The sequence below is a fragment of the Bdellovibrio bacteriovorus HD100 genome, from assembly GCF_000196175.1.
In the GTDB taxonomy this organism is placed as follows: domain Bacteria; phylum Bdellovibrionota; class Bdellovibrionia; order Bdellovibrionales; family Bdellovibrionaceae; genus Bdellovibrio; species Bdellovibrio bacteriovorus.
The window spans coordinates 1,086,868-1,107,741 of the sequence record NC_005363.1; the positions used below are offsets into that span (position 1 = coordinate 1,086,868).

Consider the following 20,874-nt stretch of genomic DNA (forward strand, 5'->3'; position numbering starts at 1 on the left):
TGGTCCTTTCGCACAATACATTTTTCCCCAATTGGCGTCGGAGTCAATGCGGGGACATTAAGGCATGTCAGTTTAGACGAAAAGAAGGGGGGTGAGGTTCACACCCAAGGGAACTTTTTTGTGAAATTACGGGACTTCTTAGAAAGCCTTCGCGTTAGCGGGTTCTTTGTAGTCGGGCATCAGTTTGCCGCGATGACACATGTAGCAGGTGGCTTTAGCGCTCTTCTTTCCATCCATGCCGTTTTCTCGAAGCATCTGAGTCAATTTCATATGCTCTTTGCCGACCTTGAAAGCCTTTTTATCATCAGCCTTGAAGTTCTGAACATTGTGGCAGGCATTGCAGGTCACACCCAGTTCGCGGGAGATCACGATCATCTCTTCGCGGATTTTTTCTTCTTTTGTCACAAATTTGGACACAGACTCGGAGTGAGCCTGTGGAATCAGAAGGACCAGCAAGAAGGGAAGGAAGAACCATTTTCGGATGCGCTGCATAGGAATAGCTTGTCCGAGGACCCGCCCTCAGGCAAGGCAAGACCCTGATTTCTTGACTGGTTCTGGACCCAAGTGTAACGATAAGCACCGGGACTTTGTCCCTTTTTCAAAACTTGGAGCCCTGCATGAAAATTAAGCATCTTGAGGACCTAAACACTCTTGTGAGCCTCAGCAAACGTCGTGGTTTTGTATTCCAATCCAGTGAGATCTATGGCGGTCTTGGAAGTTGCTGGGATTACGGTCCTCTGGGCTCTTTGATGAAATTGAATGTGAAGCGTGCTTGGTGGAATGCCATGACCCGCAGACCTGATATCGTGGGTCTGGATGCCGCGATCCTGATGCACCCGATGGTGTGGAAAGCCTCCGGTCACGTGGATGGTTTCTCCGATCCATTGGTGGACTGTAAGGAGTGTAAAACACGCTTCCGTGCGGATAACACGGATTCCTATATCAACGAAAAGAAATGCCCGAACTGCGGCAGCAAGAATCTTTCTGAAGAAAGATCCTTCAACCTGATGTTCAAAACTCACATGGGTCCTTTGGAAGATTCCGGCAGCGTGGTGTATCTGCGTCCGGAAACTGCTCAAGGTCACTTCGTGAACTTCCAGAACTGTCAGCAGGCATCCCGTTATAAAATTCCATTCGGTATCGCGGCGATTGGTAAATCCTTCCGTAACGAAATCACACCAGGAAACTTCATCTTCCGTACCCGTGAATTCGAACAGATGGAAATGCAATATTTCGTAGAGCCAGGCACGGACGAACAGTTCTTCAAAGAATGGAAAGAGCGTCGCTGGAATTTCTATATCAAGTTCGGTATCAAACCAGAGAATTTGAAATTCAAAGATCACGACAAGCTGGCGCACTATGCGAAAGCGGCTGTGGACGTGGAATTCAAGTTCCCAATGGGCTTCTCTGAATTGGAAGGTATCCACAATCGTTCGGACTTCGATTTGTCCCAGCACATGAAATTCTCCGGTAAAAACCTGGAGTACTTCGACGAACCGAACAAAAAGAAATACATCCCTTATGTGATTGAAACAGCCGTGGGTTGTGATCGCCTGTTCCTGGCGTTCCTGTGTGATGCTTACCGTGAGGAAGTGACGACAGACGAAGCGGGTAAAGAAGACGTTCGCGTGGTGATGGGTCTGCACCCGGAAATCGCTCCGTTCAAAGTGGCAGTTCTGCCTCTGTCCAAAAAAGAGGAGCTAAGCTCTATCTCTGAAAAACTGCGTGACCAATTGGCTGAAGACTTCGACGTGAACTATGACGAATCCCAGTCCATCGGTAAACGTTACCGTCGTCAGGACGAGATCGGCACACCGTTCTGCGTGACTGTGGACTTTGACACCATCAATGATCAGGCGGTGACCGTTCGTCACCGTGACAAGATGACTCAAGAGCGCGTGGCGATCACTCAGTTGAACGCATACATCGCAGCCAAGTTGAAGACCTTTAATCAGTAGCCCGACAGGGGCAGAGCTGAAGCTGCTTTAAATTAAAAAGGGAGTGCATCGCACTCCCTTTTTTTATTTCCATGATATCACAAGCTCGGTGAGCTTATTTGTCCAGTTCCCAGCAGCTGTAAGAACCGTTGTTGGTCAGAAGCACGATGCTGCCGTCACCATTGTGAGCCACGGGCTTCAAAGTTTTGTTATCAAAGATCAATCCATAAGGATTGTCGCCCGGATAGGTTTTCACGTGAGTGTAAACGCGGCCGGTGGTTTTGGATTTGAAAGTGATGACGTACAGATCGTTGTAGGCCTGGTCGCCACCAGGACCGAACAAAGCTTTGAGCTCTGCAAAAGTCAGGGCATTGGCTGTGTACTCATGATCCACCAGGTGAGCGTTCACCATCGCCAGATCTTTGTCGCTGATGGATTGAACTTCCTTGATGTCAAACTCGCTAACGTCCGCGAAGGCTTTTTCAAAAGCGAATTCATCTTCGTTGCCAGCGTCCATTGCGCAAAGCTCTTTCAAAGCAGGCAGGGAATAGGATTGAGGTGCCGCAAAGGCAGTTGCGGAAGTCAAAGTCAGGGCCAAAGCCAGGATCTGGTGTTTCATAGTCTCTCCTTGAGTGTTTCGATTTCGAGGGTATTCCTATCAAGCTGATTCGTTTGTGTGAAGTGCATAGAATCAAAGTTAATATGCTTTTTAGGAATACCTGCTGCTTCAGCTTGCGGGGGCTGCCGCCCCTTCTGCTCTGCCCGGCGGGGCCGGATTAGTACAGATAGATGTTGGAGTCGTTTTTGCCGTTGTCGCGATAGAAGATGCCGTCGATGCGGCCTTCATGCACGCGATTGCAATTGATGATCACGCCGGAAACCAGAACTTCATCCAGGGAAAGCGGGCAGTTGTAAGCCGGACTGAACATCTTTACGCCGTTGATTTTGGCGCGGCACTGAGTTTCGTTCAAGACTTCAACGGAAGAAACCAGAGCGATGCCTTGAGCCTCTTCAAGAGTGCAGTCTTGAGCGAAAGAGCTGCTTACGGACATCAAAACAGACAGGGCAAGAACGGCCTTTTTCATGAATTTCTCCTTGGGTTTTTGGGATGCGCGATTTTCTAGCACAGGCACTGCCGAAAGACCCGTTAGGATTTGGTCGGGAAGGGCTTCCTGTAAAAACTCCTAAGTGCTCGATAAACGTGTGGTTTTTTAAGGGAAGCAGAAGTCCCCGGAACACCCTTCCTGGGGTGGAATGGAAGCTCTATAACTCAGAGCATACTGGGCCCCAAAATTTCATTGATATTAAGGGCTTAGGGATGTTCTATGTCTACTAGATAGGACAACTAATTTTACTTTTCCGGTGGGGGAGACTAATGCACCAGAATGTAAACTCTGACAAACAAGCATCCAAAACAGCCGTTCCACAGAAGTTCGTCTACTTCTTTGCTGCCGGGGATTCCGAAGGCAATGCAGGCATGAAGAACATCCTGGGTGGTAAAGGCGCCAACCTGGCCGAGATGACCTCTTTGGGCATTCCGGTTCCTCCGGGCTTCACGATCTCCACTGAGATCTGCGCTCACTTCTATGAAGCCGGTGGCAAGCTGCCTGACTGGGTTCGCCCGGCGGTGCAGGAGTCCATGAACAAAGTGGAATCCAAGATTGGCAAAAAATTCGGCGATGTGAACAACCCACTTTTGGTTTCTGTTCGTTCCGGGGCTCGCGCTTCCATGCCAGGCATGATGGATACGATCCTGAATCTGGGCTTGAATGATCAGACTGTGGAAGGCTTGGCGAAGTCCTCTAACAATCCGCGCTTTGCGTGGGACTCTTACCGTCGTTTCATTCAGATGTATTCTGATGTGGTGATGGGGATGAACTCTTCACTTCTGGAAGTGACTCTGGAAGACATGAAAGAGGAAAAACACTACAAACTTGACACCGAAATGACGGTCGATGACCTGAAGCTTCTGGTGAAAAAATTCAAAGACCTGGTTCATCAGATGACCGGTCAGTCCTTCCCGGCAGATCCTTGGGAGCAGCTGTGGGGCGCGATTTCCGCGGTCTTCCATTCCTGGAACACGCCGCGTGCGATCACTTACCGTGAATTGCATTCGATCCCGGCAGCCTGGGGTACAGCGGTGAACGTTCAGTCCATGGTCTTTGGGAACATGGGGGATGACTCTGCAACGGGTGTGGCGTTCACGCGCAATCCATCCACAGGTGAAAAAGCCTTCTACGGCGAATTCCTGATCAATGCTCAGGGCGAGGACGTGGTGGCGGGCATCCGCACCCCGCAACCGATCACCAAGATTGCCGCAGCCGCGGCGGGTGTCATGTCTTTGGAAGAAGCTCTTCCTCAGGCCTACGGTCAGTTGGTTGAAATCTATAAAAAGCTGGAAGGTCACTACCGCGACATGCAGGACATCGAGTTCACGATCGAACGCGGTGTTTTGTGGATGCTGCAAACCCGTAACGGCAAAAGAACCGCAGCGGCGGCTTTGAAAATCGCCTGTGACATGATCGATGAAAAGTTGATCACGCAGGACGAAGCGATTCTGCGTCTGGATCCTTCCTCATTGGATCAGCTTCTGCATCCGACTTTGGATCCAAAAGCGGCAAAGACCACTTTGGCCAAAGGTTTGCCTGCGTCTCCGGGCGGGGTGAACGGCCAGATCGTCTTCACTTCTGAAGAAGCGGTCGAGTGGAGAGAGCAAGGCAAGAAAGTCATCCTGGTGCGCATTGAAACCTCTCCGGAAGACATTGCCGGCATGGTGGCAGCACAAGGTATCCTGACAACTCGTGGTGGTATGACATCACACGCGGCCGTTGTGGCGCGTGGTATGGGTAAATGCTGTGTGGCGGGTTGTGGTGACATCGAAGTCGACTACCGCAATGAAACCATGAAAGTGAAAGGGTACGTTCTGAAAAAGGGCGACGTGATCACTTTGGACGGCTCCACGGGTGAAGTTTATCTGGGCGAAGTTAAAACCATCGAACCGAAACTGGATGGCAACTTCGAGCGCATCATGAAAATCGCTGATGGCATTCGCAGACTGAAAGTTCGCACCAATGCCGACACGCCAAAAGACGCGCAAACGGCGCGCAACTTCGGTGCAGAAGGCATCGGCCTTTGCCGTACTGAGCACATGTTCTTCGGCGCAGACCGCATCGATGCGGTTCGTGAGATGATCATTGCTGACAACAAAATGGACCGTGAAAAAGCATTGGCGAAACTTTTGCCAATGCAGCGTGAAGACTTCTATCAGCTGTTCAAAATCATGGACGGCCTGCCAGTGACGATCCGTTTGTTGGATCCACCTCTGCATGAATTCGTTCCGCACACGGATGAAGAAACCAAGGAATTGGCAAAACGTCTGAACACGGACTATGAGCGCCTGCGCTCTAAAGTAAAATCCCTGCATGAATTCAATCCGATGCTGGGTCACCGTGGCTGTCGTCTGGCGATCACTTATCCTGAAATTTACCAGATGCAGGTTCGTGCAATCGCGGAAGCTGCGGCTCAGTTGATGGCTGAAGGCAAAACCTTGGCGCCGGAAATCATGATTCCGCTGGTGGCGACAGACAAGGAACTGGACACTTTGCGCGGTCAGGCCGTGGCGGAAGTGAACAAGGTTCAATCTGAAAAGAACGTGAAGTTTGAATACACAGTGGGCACGATGATTGAGCTTCCAAGAGCTGCGATCACGGCGGACGCCATTGCAGAACACGCGGACTTCTTCAGTTTCGGTACGAACGATTTGACTCAGACGACTTTGGGCTTGTCCCGTGATGACTCCGGTCGCTTCCTGGGCACTTACGTGTCTCATGGAATTCTGCCGAAAGATCCGTTCATGTCCATCGATCAGGTGGGTGTGGGTTCTTTGGTGAAAATGGGTGTGGACCTGGGCCGTCGCACGAAGCCTGACCTGAAAGTCGGCGTGTGCGGTGAGCACGGTGGGGACCCTGAATCCATCGAGTTCTTCCACAAGGTGGGGCTGGATTACGTGTCCTGCTCTCCGTTCCGTGTGCCTATCGCCAGACTGGCGGCAGCCCGCGCAGCCCTGATCGGTAAGAAAATCCACTAAGCAAAAAACGAAAAAGCCCTCTGATGAAGAGGGCTTTTTTTGTTTCACCGGTTCACTTTGTAAAATAGGTGACCAGAATTCCTAACACCATGGTGGTGAAAAGAATGCGAAAAGCAATCTCACCATTGGTGGCGGATGCTTTGTATCCGACCTCTGTATTTTTGTATTGCATAGGTCCTCCTTGGTAAAGACATTCTAGCGTCTTTAATCTCAAGGATTTCTTAAATCCTGTGTGGACCAGATAAAGATTTTATAAAACTACCTTTCTAATGAAGGATTCCACTTCTGCCAGTCTTTCGGGGCTGAGCCCTGCAAAGGGAACCGCGCATTGAATTTGGCGATGTCGCCAGGCGGGTCGGGTGTGAAGAACTCAATCCCGCCGTGAAGCAGAGTTTCCAGTGAATTGATTTTTAGTTCTGATTTGAACAGACCCAGTTTGGCCTGCACGCCGACCTTGCGCCAGAACTGGGTGTTGGTGCGCACCAGGCGGGCGTACTTGCTTTGCAGATTGATCTGCACATACAGGGATTGGGCGGTCTTGCTTAAGGACACCTTCGTGACGGTGCCGACATTCATGCCACGAAAGCTGACGTTGTCTCCGGGGTTGATGGACTCGGCGTTGTTGGTCTCAAGCCGGTAAGTGACCGTGTCTTCCAAAGGATCCTGCGTGGCGCTTTCCTGTTTGCCTTCGAACTCTTTCGTCTCGGAGCCTTCTCCTGGTTGGGCCGCTATGTAAGGGCCTCCGATTAAAGTTTCAAGGCCGGTGATGCCCTGGATGCTGACTTTGGGGGTGACGATCCAGAACTTGGCACCTTCCTGGGCGAAGCTTTTTGCGCTTTTATCCAGGCGGGCGTGCACCAGAACCTTCTTTTGGTCTTCAGACAGGGCCACTTCTGTGACTTTGCCGACGGTCACACCGCGATAGCTCAGACGCGTTTTTTCCGCTTCGATGCTGCTGCCTTCATCAAAGGAAATGATGATCTCTGGCCCCAGCGACGTCAGATACTGTACCAGCAGCCAGGCGGAAATCGCCACGGCAAAAGCCGGGAACAACCAGACATACCAGTGAGAACCGATCTTTTTAGCCCTCTGTTTCAGATCTTTTTCCATCACGGTCCTTTTCGTTAAAAGCACTGCGGTCGAAGTAAGCCGAAGCCAGCATTGTAAATATCACCACCAGAGCAAATAACAGCGCTCCGGGTTTGGGTTCCACCGTGGCCCATTTTCCAAGTTTTAGAATTGCGATCATGATCGACAGCAGGAAGATGTCCAGCATGGACCAGCGGCCAATAGCCTCCACGATTCGGTACAGATTGTCTTTCAGCCGGGGCTGACGGTCCGAGGAATCCAGTGACAGATAGAAAAGAATAATGAGTTTCAGCAGCGGGATCAGAATACTGGCCAGGAACACGATAATGGCGATGGGCCATGAACCCGCTTTCGCCAGCGAGACAATTCCATCCCAGATGGTCGCTGTGTTTCTGCGTCCATAAAGTTCGATGCTCATAAATGGGAACAGGTTCGCCGGTATGTAAAGCACCAGTGCGGTAATAGAAAACGCCAGGGTCAGAGGCTGAGCTTGTGTATTCATTTCGTCATCTTACCCCCTTGATGCAGGCAGGATATTTGTATTTCCACAGCCAGGGAGGACCCGCAGATTTCGTCTGACATAGCTGAAAAATACAACTCACGGCGGAATATTCTTTGTCCTTATGCTTAAGGGGTCGTTCAAAATTCAAGAAAGGATGCATGATATGGCTCAATCAAAGAAGGGTTTGACCACCAGTGCTGGTGCGCCGGTTTCAGACAATCAGAATTCGTTGACGGTGGGGCCTCGTGGGCCGTTGGTACTTCAGGATGTGGCGCTGATTGAAAAGCTCGCGCACCAAAACCGCGAGCGGGTGCCGGAAAGAACAGTGCATGCCAAGGGCTCCGGCGCTTTTGGCACGCTGACGATCAACGGAGATATTTCCAAATACACCCGCGCAAAGTTCCTTCAGCCGGGAACAAAAACAGATCTGCTGATTCGTTTTTCAACGGTTGCCGGCGAAAGGGGCGCTGCAGATGCTGAACGCGACGTGCGGGGATTTGCGCTGAAGTTTTACACCGAAGAAGGCAACTTTGATTTGGTCGGCAACAACACGCCGGTTTTTTTCGTGCGTGATCCTTATAAATTTCCCGACTTCATTCACACACAAAAACGCGATCCGCGCACCAACTTACGAAGCCCCACGGCAATGTGGGACTTCTGGTCACTAAGTCCCGAGTCCTGCCACCAGGTGACAATTCTATTCTCTGACCGTGGTTTACCGGCGTCATATCGGCACATGCACGGATTTGGTTCGCACACCTATTCCCTGATCAATAGCAAGGAGGACCGTCACTGGGTGAAGTTCCACTTCAAAACCCAGCAAGGGATCAAAAATCTGACCAATGATGAAGGGGCAGAGCTTGTGGGGCGCACGCGCGAAAGCCATCAGGAGGATCTGTACAATTCGATCGAAGAAAAAAGCTTTCCGAAATGGCGCATGTACGTGCAGATCATGAGCGAAGAGCAGGCCAAGAAAACCTGGTACAATCCCTTTGATCTTACCAAAGTGTGGCCGCACGGAGAGTTCCCGATGATTGAGGTGGGCACCATGGAGCTCAACCGCAATCCGACAAACTATTTTGCTGAAATAGAGCAGGCGGCTTTCAACCCGAACAACATGGTACCGGGTGTTTCCTGGTCGCCGGACAAGATGCTGCAGTCGCGCACTTTTGCGTATGCTGATGCCCATCGCTATCGCATCGGCACTCACTACGAAATGCTTCCTGTGAACAAACCCAAAGTGGAAGTGAACCACTATCATCTGGACGGGGCCATGCGCCTGGATGTTCCTGAATACAATCATGCCTATTATGAACCGAACTCTTTCGGGGGACCTGCTCAGCAGGAACAGTACCGGGAACCGCCATTGAAGCTGGATGATGCCACCATGGACCGGTTTGATCATCATCAGGGCAATGATGATTACCGTCAGGCAGGGGATTTGTTCCGGTTGATGGACGCCGATAAAAAAAGGCAGCTGCTGGATAATATCGCCGAACACATGAAGCGCGGAAATGTGCCTGAAGAAATCGTACGCCGTCAGATCGAGGTCTTTATGAGGTGCGATCCTGCTTACGGTAGCGGCTTGGCCGAGCGCATGGGTGTAAAGGTTTATTCAGACAAATATGAAAGTGGCAGTGCCCATCATTAGGGCGGAGGATGTATGGCGACCTGGGAAGAATATAAAAAGACAATGGTGGTGGAACCGCTGATTTTTGAAGAGGCCCGCAACGGCAACTGCGAGGCCTTGAAGCAGTATCTGGATTTTGGCGGAGGTTTGGAAATTCGTAATTTCAAAGGGCACACGCTGTTGATGCTGGCTGCGTATAACAATCAGGAGGACGCCGCCGAGTTTCTGATCGAACGCGGGGCGGATGTGAACTCCACCGATGATATGGGGAACTCGGTTTTGATGGGGGTTTGTTTTAAGGGACATGCCCGTCTTGCGGAGTTGTTGCTCAGTAACGGCGCTCGCTTGGAGGACCGCAACCCCCACGGCATGACGGCTTTGGATCTGGCCAAGGTTTTCGGGCGCAAGGAAGTGGTGTCTTTATTAAGTGACCGGCCGGCTTCCTGGGCGGACCCGATGGAAGTCGCCTGCCGGCTGATTGCGCGCAAGCTGTCGCGGCCAACACCGGAAGCTTGATATCATATATAGAGAAAGCACTGCCAGATTGTGTAAACACTGTGCAGTGCTAAGTGCCTTGTTTCATTGTGGTACGTGATGGTTTTGTAGAGACGCTTTTCAGAAAGCCAATTGTCGTCACTGTCTAACCTAAAGACAGCCTGAACTTATTCCATGATCCTTCCTGAATGCTCTAAGTGTTCGAAATTCGTTGGTGAAACGCGTGCCAGGGGTTTTTGGCCGCTGAATTGCTTTAAGGATTGGCATAGAGAAGGAAACAAATTTTATGAAATTCAAAAACTATGTTCTGACGATCTTGAAAGCCCTTGTACTGACTGCCATGACTGTAGGTTTGGCGAACTGTAGCAAGGATGACAATAACAGCGGCACCAGCAATATCTATTACTGGGGTGCTAACAACATCTGTTATCAGAATGTAAACGGGCAGGCGGTTCAAGTGAACCAGACTTACTGCTCTACGAATTCGACTTACTCTTACAATGCTAACGGCCAGTGCATCATCACATCCACGGGTCAGCAAGTGGCGCAGTCTTACTGCACAACCAGCACGACAACCGGTCAATACGTGATGAGCGGCAACCAGTGCTACCAAGTCAGCGGCACTCAGTACATCCCAGTAAATTACACTTACTGCATGAACAACACAGGTGGTGCGACGACGTCCCAGACTTGTTCCGGTGTGTACTACTACAACAATCAACAGTACAACTGCGGTGTGACTCACAACTGTTCTGGTGTGATCATGCAAAACCAGTACGGCCAATCCGTACGCTGCCTGTAAGATCCGCGCGAAAAATTCCTTCTTAATATCGCCATTCACGGCGCTCCGCTTACCCGGTGCGCCGTTTTGCATTTGGTGCCTGGTTGTTTTTTTCTGGCTACGGCGCATCATGCGATGGAAACTATCTAGGCAACTTTTCATGATGCAGCAGGTAAATCAGTTGTAAGTCTGCTTAAGTTTTCAGCGTTAGGCCCTCTTTTAAGAGCCTATGGTTGACATGCTTCCCAACACTCGCGAAATTCTAATGGTCTTTGGTCTAGCTAGACCAAGGGCTTGTATTTGAGGGGAAGTACTCAAGAGGGGATATACCTTGAGAATTAAGAAGATTGAACTCATTGGTTTTAAATCGTTCAAAGACCGCACCGTCATTCACTTTGATGCCGGTATCACTGGTATCGTCGGACCGAATGGTTGCGGTAAATCCAACATCGTGGATGCCTTGATGTGGGTTATGGGTGACCAGTCCGCGAAGGACTTGCGTGCATCCCAAATGACTGACGTCATCTTCGGTGGAGCGGAAGGTTATGCTCCACTGGGTATGTGTGAAGTGTCCCTGACACTTGAAAATGACGGTGGTCCGTTCCCGGCAAAATATATTAAACATTCTGAAATCATGGTGACCCGCCGTTTGCACAGAAACGGTGAAGGTGAGTACTTCATCAATAAAGAGCCTGCTCGTTTGAAAGACCTGCAGGAGATCTTCATGGACACGGGTGCCGGTTCCAAAGGTTTCTCCATCATCGCTCAGGGTATGATCGGTAAGATCATCACTGCGAAACCTGAAGACCGCCGCATGCTTATCGAAGAAGCTGCCGGTATCACCAAGTTCAAAGCCCGTAAAAAAGAATCCCAGCGCAAACTGGTTGCGACCGATCAGAATCTGGTGCGTTTGCAGGACATCATCGGCGAGTTGAAACGCCAGATCGATTCTTTGCAAAGACAGGCTCAGCGTGCAGAACGCTATCGCAATATCAAAAATCAGATTGAAGATCTGGACCTGTGGCTTTCCACTGCCCAGTACGTTGAATTGAAACGTGCTGCGGACGAAGCTCAGGCGATCTTCAACGAAGCGCAAAGCATGGAAGTGGAAGGCGAAACGAACCTTTCCACTTTGCAGGGCCAGCTGGAAGTTCTGAAATTGCAGATCCTGGAAAAGGAAAAGGCAGTTGAAGAACAACAGACTGAATACTTCACCAAACAATCCACTGTTCAAAAGAAAGAGATGGAGATCCAGGAGCTTCGCTTCGAGATCGAACAGGCTCGCCGCAATGAACAGATGACCGGCACCATCCTGCAGGAGCAGCAAGCCCGTAAAGAGCTTCTTGCCCGCGACAAAGCCGCATTGGATGAACAGGTGACCGAGCTGAAAGAAGAGTCCGAGTCTCTGTCGGCCGCTTTCGCTGAGAAAAATGAAATCTTCCAGAACTTCAATTCCCGCATCGGCACTGTGGACGAGGACCTGACGACGAAACGTCGTGAGTTGTTCGCCGTCGGTCAGACCGAATCCTCTTTGGATGCGCGTGTGAATTCCCTGTCCTCTCAGATCGCGGACCTGACAGACCGTCAGGACAACGAGCAGCAGGTGTTGAACGAACTTCGTGAAAAACAAGTTGAGTTCGAAAACCGCCGTAAAAAAGTGATCACCGAGCTGGATAAAGAGCGTCAGATGCAGCTGGATCTTGCCAGCGATGTGGACTCTTTCGAAGCCAACAAAAAAATCCTTCAGGATTCCGTGGCGACTAAAAAAGCCGAAGTGGATTCCTTCAAGGATTCTTTGAACGAAGTGGCGTCCCGCCTTTACGGTCTGGAAAACCTGCAAAATAACTTTGAAGGTTTCCAGGAGGGTGTGAAGCAGGTCATGCTATGGCAGAAAACCCGCACTCAGGAAATGATGGCGGATGGTTCTGTTGTATCTCACTTCCAGCCGGTTTCTGAGGTTGTTGAAGTTCCGGCTGAATACGAAGTGGCGATGGAAGCGGCTTTGGGTTCTCGCTTGCAGATGTTGTTGTCCTCTGATGCCAATATCGCTGTGGACGCTGTTTCCCACTTGAAAGAAAATAAATCCGGTCGTTCCAGCTTTATGGCTGCTGACGGTCAGGGGCTTACTTTCAACCGTGCTGAAGCACCAATGGGTCAGGACGGCGTTCAAGCCATCCTGAAAGACGTGGTTCAGGCGGCTGACAAATTCAAAAATACAGTGACCTACATGCTTGATGGCGTGGCGATTGTGGATTCTATCCGCACCGCTTTGAACTTGCGCCCAAGATATGAAGGCTGGACATTCGTGACTCTTGACGGTGACACGCTGACAGCTGACGGTGTTTTGACAGGGGGCTCTTCCGAGTCTGCTGATTCTGGCATGCTGAAGCGTCGTCGTGAAATCAAAGAATTGTCCGAGAAAAAAGACGAATTCGCAGGAAAACTGCAGCTGGCTCAGATGGCTCTTAAAAAGACCGAAGAACAGCTGGCCAACGTATTGAATGACTTCGAAGGCGCGCAAAAACGCAAGATCGATCAGGAGATCAAAGTTGCCGAATTGAGAAAAGACGCTGAGCGCGCTGAAAATGAAGTTCAGAACGCTTTGGCGGCAGTTGAGCGCCAGGAACGCGAAGTCAAAAAACTGACAGAGCAACTGGAAGTTCAAGAGCAGAAACTTGAAGAACTGAACGAGGCTCTGATCGAGGCTCGTGAAAGAAAAGTTCTGCTTGAGACTGAAGTGGAGACTTTGAACTCTGAGATGAACTCTGTTCGTCTGGGCTTTGACGGTCTTCAGGCGGAAGTGACGGATCTTCAGGTGAAGTCCGCTTCCAAAACCCAGGAATACACTGGTGTTTTGAGACAGCTTGAAATGGTGACCAAATCCCTGACGGATCTGGAAGCTCAGTTGGCACGTATGAGTGAAGAGGCTGAAGGGTACAACTCCCAGATGACCGACACTCAGGTGACTCTGGAAGAAAAGAAAATTGAATTTGAACGTCTTTTGGACGAAGTCGAGACCCTGAAGCTTCAGGCGGCTCGCGCGAAAGACGAATACGAAGTGATGTCTGAATCAATCCGTGCGATCGAAGATGAAGCTTCCGCTTCTCAGCGTGCACGCAATGAAAGACAGCACAAAATGAACGACTCCCAGTTGAAACTGGAGCAGGCGAAGATGAAAGAGCAGTACCTGATTGATCAGGTGCGCGAGCGCTACATGCTGAACCTGCCTGACGTTGTTGAGAAATACGTGAACCGCGAAGGCGACTTCCTGGAAGCGGATGCTCAACTGAAAGACCTGCGTGAGAAACTGGCGAAGATCGGTGAAGTGAACCTGTCTGCGATTGAAGAGTACGAAGAGACCGCTCAACGTTACGAATTCCTGACCAAACAGCACGCGGACCTGACCGAGGCCAAAGATCAGTTGCGCAAGGTTATCGAGCGTATTAACAAAATCTGCTCCAAGCGTTTCAAAGAAACCTTCGAGCTGGTTAACGACCGTTTCACCCGCGTATTCCCGGTCTTGTTCGGTGGCGGTGAGGCTTGGTTGGAGCTTGTTGAAGAAACTGAAAAGAACGAAGCGGGTATCGAGATCATCGCACGTCCTCCAGGCAAAAAGACTCAGAACGTGTCTTTGATGTCGGGTGGTGAGAAAGCTTTGACTGCGGTGGCGCTGGTGTTCTCTATCTTCCTGGTGAAACCATCTCCATGGTGTTTGCTGGATGAGGTTGACGCTCCACTTGATGACGCCAACGTATTCCGTTTCAACGACCTGGTTCGTGAGATGGCCAAACGTTCTCAGATCATCGTTGTTACCCACAACAAGCACACCATGGAAGTGGCGGGCAAGTTGTATGGCGTGACGATGCAGGAGCGCGGTGTTTCCACGATGGTTTCTGTTTCCATCCAGGACATCAAATAGTCTGAAGAAAACAAAACGAATGCCAAAAACCCCGTTGAGGAACTCAACGGGGTTTTTCTTTTTCCGGGTTGTAGCAAAGTGAGACGTTCCGCGAAAGTGTTTCTTTCGTGTTCCGGAATCTTCAGTCTAAACAGCAAAGGAACGCCCCATTGTGAGAACTACAGTCGCGTTCCCGACAAAAGCTCCGATAAGATAAGGGAACTAACGGAACTTCTTTGGGGGAATGACCGTGACCAAGTTAATCTTTGCATTCACGTTGCTGATGGCACCGTTTGCTTCTGCTCAAGTTTTGAGTGAAGCAGGCTTGTTCAATCGTTGCTACTCCCATTTGACCGGGAAACCGGTGCCTTTGGGGCACGCAACGATGGCGCAGATCCGTGCCGGTAAAATCAAGGCGCTGGACGCCTGTAATTCTTTGTTGGACAAGGCCGAACTGGATGCTTCCGGTCCGTTGGTCAATCGTTCTGACAAAGAAGCCCGCGCCGTTCTAAACACCTTCTATAATTTCCACCGCACCTGGTTCACCGCCAACACGGTTGAACAAATCCAGGAATACAATGAAGAGATGTCCCGCGGGACGATGGATATTTATGACTCGACAGAGCCTGGTCTGGCGCTGACACGTGCGATGTTTGCCCGCAATGCCCAGTACCGTGATGTTCTGACTCTGGGGCAGGGGGTGCGTGCCCAGCGTGAAGAGGACATGGCCGTGCGCAATCGCATCGGCTTTAATGTGACTTTCCCGGGCCGTCGTATTTCCGGTAACAACGCAGGCTTGGACCTGAATCTTTTCAACTTCCGTGCACTCTCTGGCGGGTTCAATGGCAATTCGGACACAACCCAAGCGATGTTTGTGACATTGCCAAAAATTGAAGTGGGGGAGCTGGTCGGTGTGCGCATCGCCACAGATAATGCGACCATTCCGAATCTGTCATTGCAGCCTTTGGGGGCTGATAAGCGCGGCAGCGACCAGCCGGGTTTGAATTTCAGTTTCAATCTTTTCCAGACTCAAGGTGGCGGTGTGCTGGGTACACCTATTTATCTGATGCTGAACTATGGTCATGGCCGTGGTCTTGAGGCCAATGGAACCACCAAGGTTCCGCGCCGCTGGTCTCAGACCAACATGGAATCTTTCTTGTGTGCAGAGCTTCCGGCTTTGCGTGAAAACGACATTCGTCAGTATGTGGTGGGGAATTCTTCTGCGCCATTTAGAAACTCCAGCAGCTGCGTGATGTGCCATGCGACTTTGGATCCGATGGCTTACACCGCCCGTAACGTGGTGGTCGGAAATTCTGACTATGCGGCGTTGAGTGCTGGCAGCAGAACTCACTCTAAAACGGCATTGCATTTGGCGACCTATCGCCCGGATTTTCCTTCTGTGGCCGGCTGGCCTTCGGAGCCGGTGGCAAACTTCCATCGTCAGGTGCCTTCAGGTCGTCTGTTCTTCCGCTCAATGACCGGAGCTTTGATTGATCGTCCGGTGACGGGCATTGCCCAGTTGGGTGCGGCGATGGCTGAAACCAAGGATTACTATTACTGCGCGGCTAAAAGATACTTTGAATATTTCACCGGAATCACAGTGGCTCTTTATGACCGCTCCAATCCGGCAAATGAAGAATTAAATAAGAAACTATCCACTGAAAGCTATGAAGACCGTAAGTTCGTTGAGGCTCTTGGGGAAGAGCTTCAGCGCAACCAGTCTGTGCGCCATATGGTGAAGCAGATCATGTCTTCAAAATACTATCGTGACGTGAACTATCGGGAAAAATAATCCGGGGGCATTATGGGGGACGGAAAAAATCTGACTCGCAGGGGCTTTATCGCAGGTGGTGCGGTGGCCGGGGCAGCGGCCCTGGTGGCAACACCATATGAAAGACTTCTGAATGCTCTTAGCACAGGCTTTATTCATCAAGCCCAGGCTGAAGCAACCGGAAATCTGGGAGCTCGCAACTATATCAATATTCTGATTGCCGGTGGGCCGATGCGCTACACGTTTGATGCGTGGATGCGTACGAATCCTTCAGATGCGCCTTTGGAATACAATCCCATGGTGGCAACGAAACTGGTTCGTTCAGGCAACAACATTGTCGGCACTGAATACGCGACGTTCAACTATAACGGCGTGATGGTGCCACACATGTTTTCACAATCTGTGACGACATCTGCGGGTGCCAAAGCTTTGACGGAGCTTCTGAATAATATGCTGGTGATCCGTGGCTTCGGCTCCGGTTTTGACGGTCATCCTTTCAATGCGACAATTCAACAGGCTCCGGTGGGCGGTGTGTCCTCGGTGATGGGTTTGGCTGCCGACTATTCCAAGAAAACCTTTGAGGCGGTGGAGTGGCCCGATCGTGGAGCTTACGGCAACTATGCTTCCATGAGTGGCAAAGCACTGAATATTCTGACGGGCAATCCACTGAATTCTTTGTTGGAGGGGTTTGGCGGTCCAGCCGCAGACCGTGCCAAGGGGCGCAGCCTGAAAGACCGCAACCGTGAGGCTTTTGATCTGGCTCAGGCACGCTTGCGTGCCTATTCGCAGTCTGAATTTGCGGGTTCGACAATTCTTTCCAAAAATCTTTCCAATGCCTCAGATCTGATGAAAAAAGGCATTGGGAATATCGGTTCTTACTGGGACGGGGCCGTGGCCCGTTATCGGTCCGTGATTGAGGCCAGCATGCGCCAGCAGGGGCTTGTGGGCATTAATGACGTGGCGATGATTTCTGACCAGGGGAACTTCTGGCGGGTTCACGTCGCTGCGGGCAACCGCGGTCTGGTGGTCAGTCGTGATTCGGATCTGCGTGATTCCATCAAAACTATGACGGCTCCCGGTTCATTGGCAGAAGGTTTGGCATTGGCTGAATACGTTCTGAAAGAAGGCCTGGTCAGCACGATGAATCTGCAAATGGGTGATCCGGCAGGTTTGATGATTAAGGATGCCGCAGATGGTGTGGTTGGAAATCACGTGGCTATCAAAGACATGCACGAAACCGGTGCGATTCCGGGCGTGCTGATCACGACGGCATACTATCGAGGCCTGTGTGCGGGAATGATGGAGCTGATCGAACAATTGAAAAAAACCAAAGTCAACGGTGTGGACCTGTGGTCTGAAACCGTGATTCAGGTGATCTCTGAATTCAACCGCACGGCAAGAACCAACGGTACAGGCAGTGACCATGGTTTCAATCAGATGGTGACCAGTGTGTTCTCGGGCGCAATCCAGCGCGGTCCATTTGTTGTGGGTAACATCTATCGTGCTGGTCACGGTGGCGGTTACGTCGGCACTCAGGGACGTGCGGCACCGATAGATGGTTACAATCAAAAAGGCATGCCGTCCCCGACGATGGCAGCATCCACAGTGACAGCACTTTTGCGAGTTCCAAAAAATCCATACGAGAATCTGGCTGAACCACTGATTCGCCTGAATGGCGATCAGCTGCAGATTCTTAAAGCGGCGAAGCTGGTGGGGTAAGAACAATGATCACAGCCAAGAATAAATTTTTTATGTTGCTGTTATCCGGAGCTGTTCTGACTCAGATGTACCAAAACTGTGGTCAGATGGGCGAGTTCGCTGTTCTGGATCAGGCGTCATTGAATCTGGATATGGGTTCCTCCGGGGACACGGATCAGAGTCATCCCAGTCAAAAAGATGTGACACTGCCGACCCAGAAAGTTCAAGTGGTGAACCGCGAATACGTGGCTTCCCTGATGCGCGAGGTTTTCACCCGTTCTTCCGGTCCGGTCCCGAATCTTGAGAGTCTGCTGGAGCAGTGGATTATCCGGCGCGGGGCGCAGTATGGTTTGGGCTGCAATCCTTACAGCACCTACAGCGGCCGCGATTGTGGGGGCGACATTTCAAATGCGAATCTGCCAATTAAAACCGATGACAACACTGTGCGCGAATCCTTCCGTGTCCAGTTCTGTGAAAACGTGCTGGGGATGGATGAAGGTGTGAACGCGATCTTGGAAAAGATCTCGAATCGTCCGGCAGCGCCAACTGCGGATGCCGTTCGCCAGGTGTACGGATTGTTCTATCGCGGTGACGGAGCGTCGGACATTATCGTGGCAAGCTTGCTTGACTATGACAAAGCTTTGGCGCTGAAAGGGGAGCCGGCGATGGAAAGATGGCGGGCTCTGGCTCTGCAAGTTTGCGAATCACCCGGTTGGCAGCTGCAATAGAATCTTAAAATCTAAAAAAGACGATCCCCGGGATTCCAAAGAACCCCGGGGATTTTTTTTAAGACAGCCTTTGAAGGGATCACAACAAAGGCACCTTGGAGAAGGAACCTCCGCTGCCGATGGAGACCTGCAAGGGAAAATCTGGGGAGACTCTTTGCAGGTCCGCCGAGAGCAGCGGAAAATCCGGAATTACTTGATGTATTGGATCAGGTCGTCTTCAGTGAAGCGAACCTTCTTTTGATTTTGTAAAGCATCTTCCTGGTGGCGGTACCCCAAAGCCACAGTGGCCACGGTTTTCCAGCCGGAGCCTTCAAGGCCCAGGATTTTGTCGTAAGCCACCGGATCGAAGCCCTCCATCGGAGTGGCGTCAATTTTCAGCAGCGCTGCCGTCTGCAGCAGGAAACCCATGGCTATGTAAGTCTGGCGCTGGGACCAGACGCGGATTTTTTCTTCCTGCGCTTTTACCAGGTTTTCAACCAGCATATTTTTGTATCCGTCCAAAGCTTCCAGAGGGGCGCTGCGGACTTCAGCCACACGGTTTATGAACTTTTGTACGAAGTCTGCATCCATCTTTTCCTTGTAAAGGAAAACCACATAGTGGCTGGCGTCAGTCACTTGGGTTTGATTCCAGGACACCGGTTTCAGCTGTTTACGGACGTCGGGATTTTCGATGACCAGGAATTTCCACGGCTGCACGCCGTAAGAGGACGGCGCCAAAGTCAGGGAATTTCGCAGGGTTGTCCAGTCGGCATCCGAGATCTTTTTGGTCGCATCGTACTTTTTAGTGGCGTAGCGCCACTCCAGGGCATCTTGAATCGTTTTATGGGTCATGGGAAGGGCTCCTTTAATTGTGTCAAATACAGGCACAGTATGCCGTGGTTGGAATTTAAATGCAACAGTAAAAGATACATTTAAGGAAGCCTCGGGTCCTTAGGGACTTAATTCCTTGATATTGTTTATTTTTGAGGCTTAAGGTAAGATCTAGACATGGTTGATCAAAGGTTTTCTGTCTCAGTTCATATTATGACTGCCCTGGCTTACCACAAGGGCGATCTGATGACGTCTGAAGAATTGGGCGCGAGCATTCGCACCAATCCGACGGTGATCCGCCGTTTGATCTCCAAACTTGTTGATGCCGGACTATTGACGTCCTTCAAAGGCAAGGCGGGCGGTGTGAAGCTGGCCAAAGCCCCGAAGGAAATTTCCCTTCGTGATGTCTATGTGGCGATCACCGACAAGAAGCTGATTGCGACTCCGGATAAAGAGCCCTTCAAAAACTGCGTTGTCAGCTGTTCAATGAAAAAGCTGATGTGCGAGCTGGTGGATGGCATTGAGAACAACTCTATGGATTATCTGGGCGGGATCCGTTTGTCTGATCTGACGTCCAAAATCGCCAAATGAAGTCCGTCTATCCTGCCGAAGAAATTCGCGCCGAACGAATCACTCTGAAAAAACACAAAATTGAAATGGCTGAAACCATGTTTCAGTATGTCGACCAGGACCGCGAACGCCTGGGGCGCTTTCTGCCATGGGTGCCATTAATCGGTGGAGTTCACGATGAACGTGATTACATCGAAATGACTCAAGCGCAGTGGCAGGATTTCAAAATGTTCGACTATGGCATGTACCTGAACGAAGGTGACATCTATATGGGGAACGTCGGCGTGCACACGATCAGCTGGGACAATGACCGCTGTGAACTGGGCTACTGGATCCTTGGGAAATTCGAGGGACAAGGTTATGTGCGCGAGGCGGTGCTGGCTTTGGAAAAGGTCCTGTTTGAGCTTGGATTTTATCGAATTGAGATTCATTGTTCAGGTCTTAACAGCCGCAGCAGCTCTGTAGCTGAAAATTGTCATTACAAATTCGAGGCCCGTTTACGACATCACGCCGTTGAAAACGGCCAAAGACGAGACACTCTGGTGTTCGCCAAACTTCGTGATGAACGATAAAAATCGCGAAATCGAAGAACTTCATCGCAATGCTTGCGAGTCCGGAAAGGACTCCTATGTCGATCCTGCGACAGGATACACTGTTTTTACTGAGTATTTTCACTTGAAGCGCGGTCACTGCTGCGGTTCAGGCTGCAGACATTGCCCATGGAAAAAGAATAGTCAGAAAAATCCAAAAGAACCCACCGACCGGACGTAAGTGTTGAAACCTTCGGCATTTTCTCCGAAAGAAAAACACTCAATTCTGTTTTTGAGCCACCGAAAAGAAGATCGTCACTGTTATGATTTGTGCAGGTGGGGTGCGTT

18 protein-coding genes are annotated in these 20,874 nt (G+C 50.7%); 12 read left to right on the forward strand and 6 right to left on the reverse strand.

The window, feature by feature from the left end; all coding sequences use genetic code 11:
• Window positions 1–138: 138 nt before the first annotated feature.
• The gene (locus BD_RS05240) at window positions 139–492 is read right to left on the reverse strand and encodes a photosynthetic reaction center cytochrome c subunit family protein (protein ID WP_038451098.1); all 354 of its coding nucleotides are present in this window, start codon (window positions 490–492) and stop codon (window positions 139–141) included.
• Window positions 493–617: 125 nt separating this feature from the next.
• Here BD_RS05240 and BD_RS05245 point away from each other — a divergent pair, with 125 nt between their 5' ends.
• Window positions 618–1,958 (forward strand): glycine--tRNA ligase, encoded by a 1,341-nt coding sequence (locus tag BD_RS05245; RefSeq protein WP_011163664.1) that lies wholly within the window; start codon window positions 618–620, stop codon window positions 1,956–1,958.
• 94 nt (window positions 1,959–2,052) lie between these two features.
• On the opposite strand, the gene BD_RS05250 is transcribed toward BD_RS05245, so the two are convergent.
• Both BD_RS05250 and BD_RS05255 read right to left on the reverse strand, forming a co-directional pair.
• Entirely contained in the window at window positions 2,053–2,556 is a 504-nt protein-coding gene (locus BD_RS05250; RefSeq protein ID WP_011163665.1) for a hypothetical protein, read from the reverse strand.
• A 157-nt stretch (window positions 2,557–2,713) separates the two neighbouring features.
• The gene (locus tag BD_RS05255; protein WP_041583487.1) at window positions 2,714–3,022 is read right to left on the reverse strand and encodes a hypothetical protein; all 309 of its coding nucleotides are present in this window, start codon (window positions 3,020–3,022) and stop codon (window positions 2,714–2,716) included.
• 290 nt (window positions 3,023–3,312) lie between these two features.
• On the opposite strand from BD_RS05255, the gene ppdK reads away from it, so the two are divergent.
• Window positions 3,313–6,024: a pyruvate, phosphate dikinase gene (gene ppdK, locus BD_RS05260; protein WP_011163667.1), complete on the forward strand. Its 2,712-nt coding sequence runs from the start codon at window positions 3,313–3,315 to the stop codon at window positions 6,022–6,024.
• Between the two features lie 258 nt (window positions 6,025–6,282).
• On the opposite strand, the gene BD_RS05265 is transcribed toward ppdK, so the two are convergent.
• Both BD_RS05265 and BD_RS05270 read right to left on the reverse strand, forming a co-directional pair.
• Window positions 6,283–7,134, reverse strand: coding sequence for an MlaD family protein (locus BD_RS05265; protein ID WP_011163669.1), 852 nt, complete (start codon window positions 7,132–7,134; stop codon window positions 6,283–6,285).
• Complete coding sequence (locus BD_RS05270; RefSeq protein ID WP_011163670.1) at window positions 7,106–7,615, reverse strand: paraquat-inducible protein A; 510 nt, start codon at window positions 7,613–7,615, stop codon at window positions 7,106–7,108. Before BD_RS05270 ends, BD_RS05265 begins: the two co-directional genes overlap by 29 nt.
• Window positions 7,616–7,778: 163 nt before the next feature.
• Between BD_RS05270 and BD_RS05275 the strand changes: the two genes are divergently transcribed.
• The 7 genes from BD_RS05275 to BD_RS05305 all read left to right on the forward strand — a co-directional run bounded on the left by BD_RS05275 (window position 7,779) and on the right by BD_RS05305 (window position 18,616).
• On the forward strand, window positions 7,779–9,266 hold the full coding sequence (locus tag BD_RS05275; protein ID WP_041583702.1) for a catalase: 1,488 nt from the start codon (window positions 7,779–7,781) through the stop codon (window positions 9,264–9,266).
• Between the two features lie 12 nt (window positions 9,267–9,278).
• Entirely contained in the window at window positions 9,279–9,761 is a 483-nt protein-coding gene (locus BD_RS05280) for an ankyrin repeat domain-containing protein (protein ID WP_011163672.1), read from the forward strand.
• A 265-nt stretch (window positions 9,762–10,026) separates the two neighbouring features.
• On the forward strand, window positions 10,027–10,542 hold the full coding sequence (locus BD_RS05285) for a hypothetical protein (RefSeq protein ID WP_011163673.1): 516 nt from the start codon (window positions 10,027–10,029) through the stop codon (window positions 10,540–10,542).
• Between the two features lie 310 nt (window positions 10,543–10,852).
• Window positions 10,853–14,440: a chromosome segregation protein SMC gene (gene smc, locus BD_RS05290; protein ID WP_011163674.1), complete on the forward strand. Its 3,588-nt coding sequence runs from the start codon at window positions 10,853–10,855 to the stop codon at window positions 14,438–14,440.
• A 223-nt stretch (window positions 14,441–14,663) separates the two neighbouring features.
• Window positions 14,664–16,211 carry a hypothetical protein gene (locus BD_RS05295; protein WP_011163675.1) on the forward strand — a complete coding sequence of 516 codons (1,548 nt, stop codon included), beginning with the start codon at window positions 14,664–14,666 and terminating at the stop codon, window positions 16,209–16,211.
• Between the two features lie 12 nt (window positions 16,212–16,223).
• The gene (locus BD_RS05300; protein ID WP_011163676.1) at window positions 16,224–17,909 is read left to right on the forward strand and encodes a twin-arginine translocation signal domain-containing protein; all 1,686 of its coding nucleotides are present in this window, start codon (window positions 16,224–16,226) and stop codon (window positions 17,907–17,909) included.
• Between the two features lie 32 nt (window positions 17,910–17,941).
• On the forward strand, window positions 17,942–18,616 hold the full coding sequence (locus BD_RS05305; RefSeq protein WP_231839289.1) for a hypothetical protein: 675 nt from the start codon (window positions 17,942–17,944) through the stop codon (window positions 18,614–18,616).
• Window positions 18,617–18,805: 189 nt separating this feature from the next.
• Here BD_RS05305 and BD_RS05310 read toward each other — a convergent pair whose 3' ends face one another.
• Window positions 18,806–19,447, reverse strand: a complete 642-nt coding sequence (locus tag BD_RS05310) for an NAD(P)H-dependent oxidoreductase (RefSeq protein WP_041583488.1) — start codon at window positions 19,445–19,447, stop codon at window positions 18,806–18,808.
• 156 nt (window positions 19,448–19,603) lie between these two features.
• On the opposite strand from BD_RS05310, the gene BD_RS05315 reads away from it, so the two are divergent.
• Genes BD_RS05315 through BD_RS18485 form a run of 3 tightly spaced genes read left to right on the forward strand, consistent with a single transcriptional unit; the run spans window position 19,604 to window position 20,767 of the window.
• The gene (locus BD_RS05315) at window positions 19,604–20,017 is read left to right on the forward strand and encodes an RrF2 family transcriptional regulator (RefSeq protein WP_011163679.1); all 414 of its coding nucleotides are present in this window, start codon (window positions 19,604–19,606) and stop codon (window positions 20,015–20,017) included.
• The gene (locus tag BD_RS05320; RefSeq protein WP_011163680.1) at window positions 20,014–20,568 is read left to right on the forward strand and encodes a GNAT family N-acetyltransferase; all 555 of its coding nucleotides are present in this window, start codon (window positions 20,014–20,016) and stop codon (window positions 20,566–20,568) included. Before BD_RS05315 ends, BD_RS05320 begins: the two co-directional genes overlap by 4 nt.
• On the forward strand, window positions 20,558–20,767 hold the full coding sequence (locus BD_RS18485; RefSeq protein ID WP_080558984.1) for a DUF5522 domain-containing protein: 210 nt from the start codon (window positions 20,558–20,560) through the stop codon (window positions 20,765–20,767). The genes BD_RS05320 and BD_RS18485 overlap by 11 nt, the downstream gene beginning before the upstream one ends.
• Window positions 20,768–20,874: the final 107 nt, after the last annotated feature.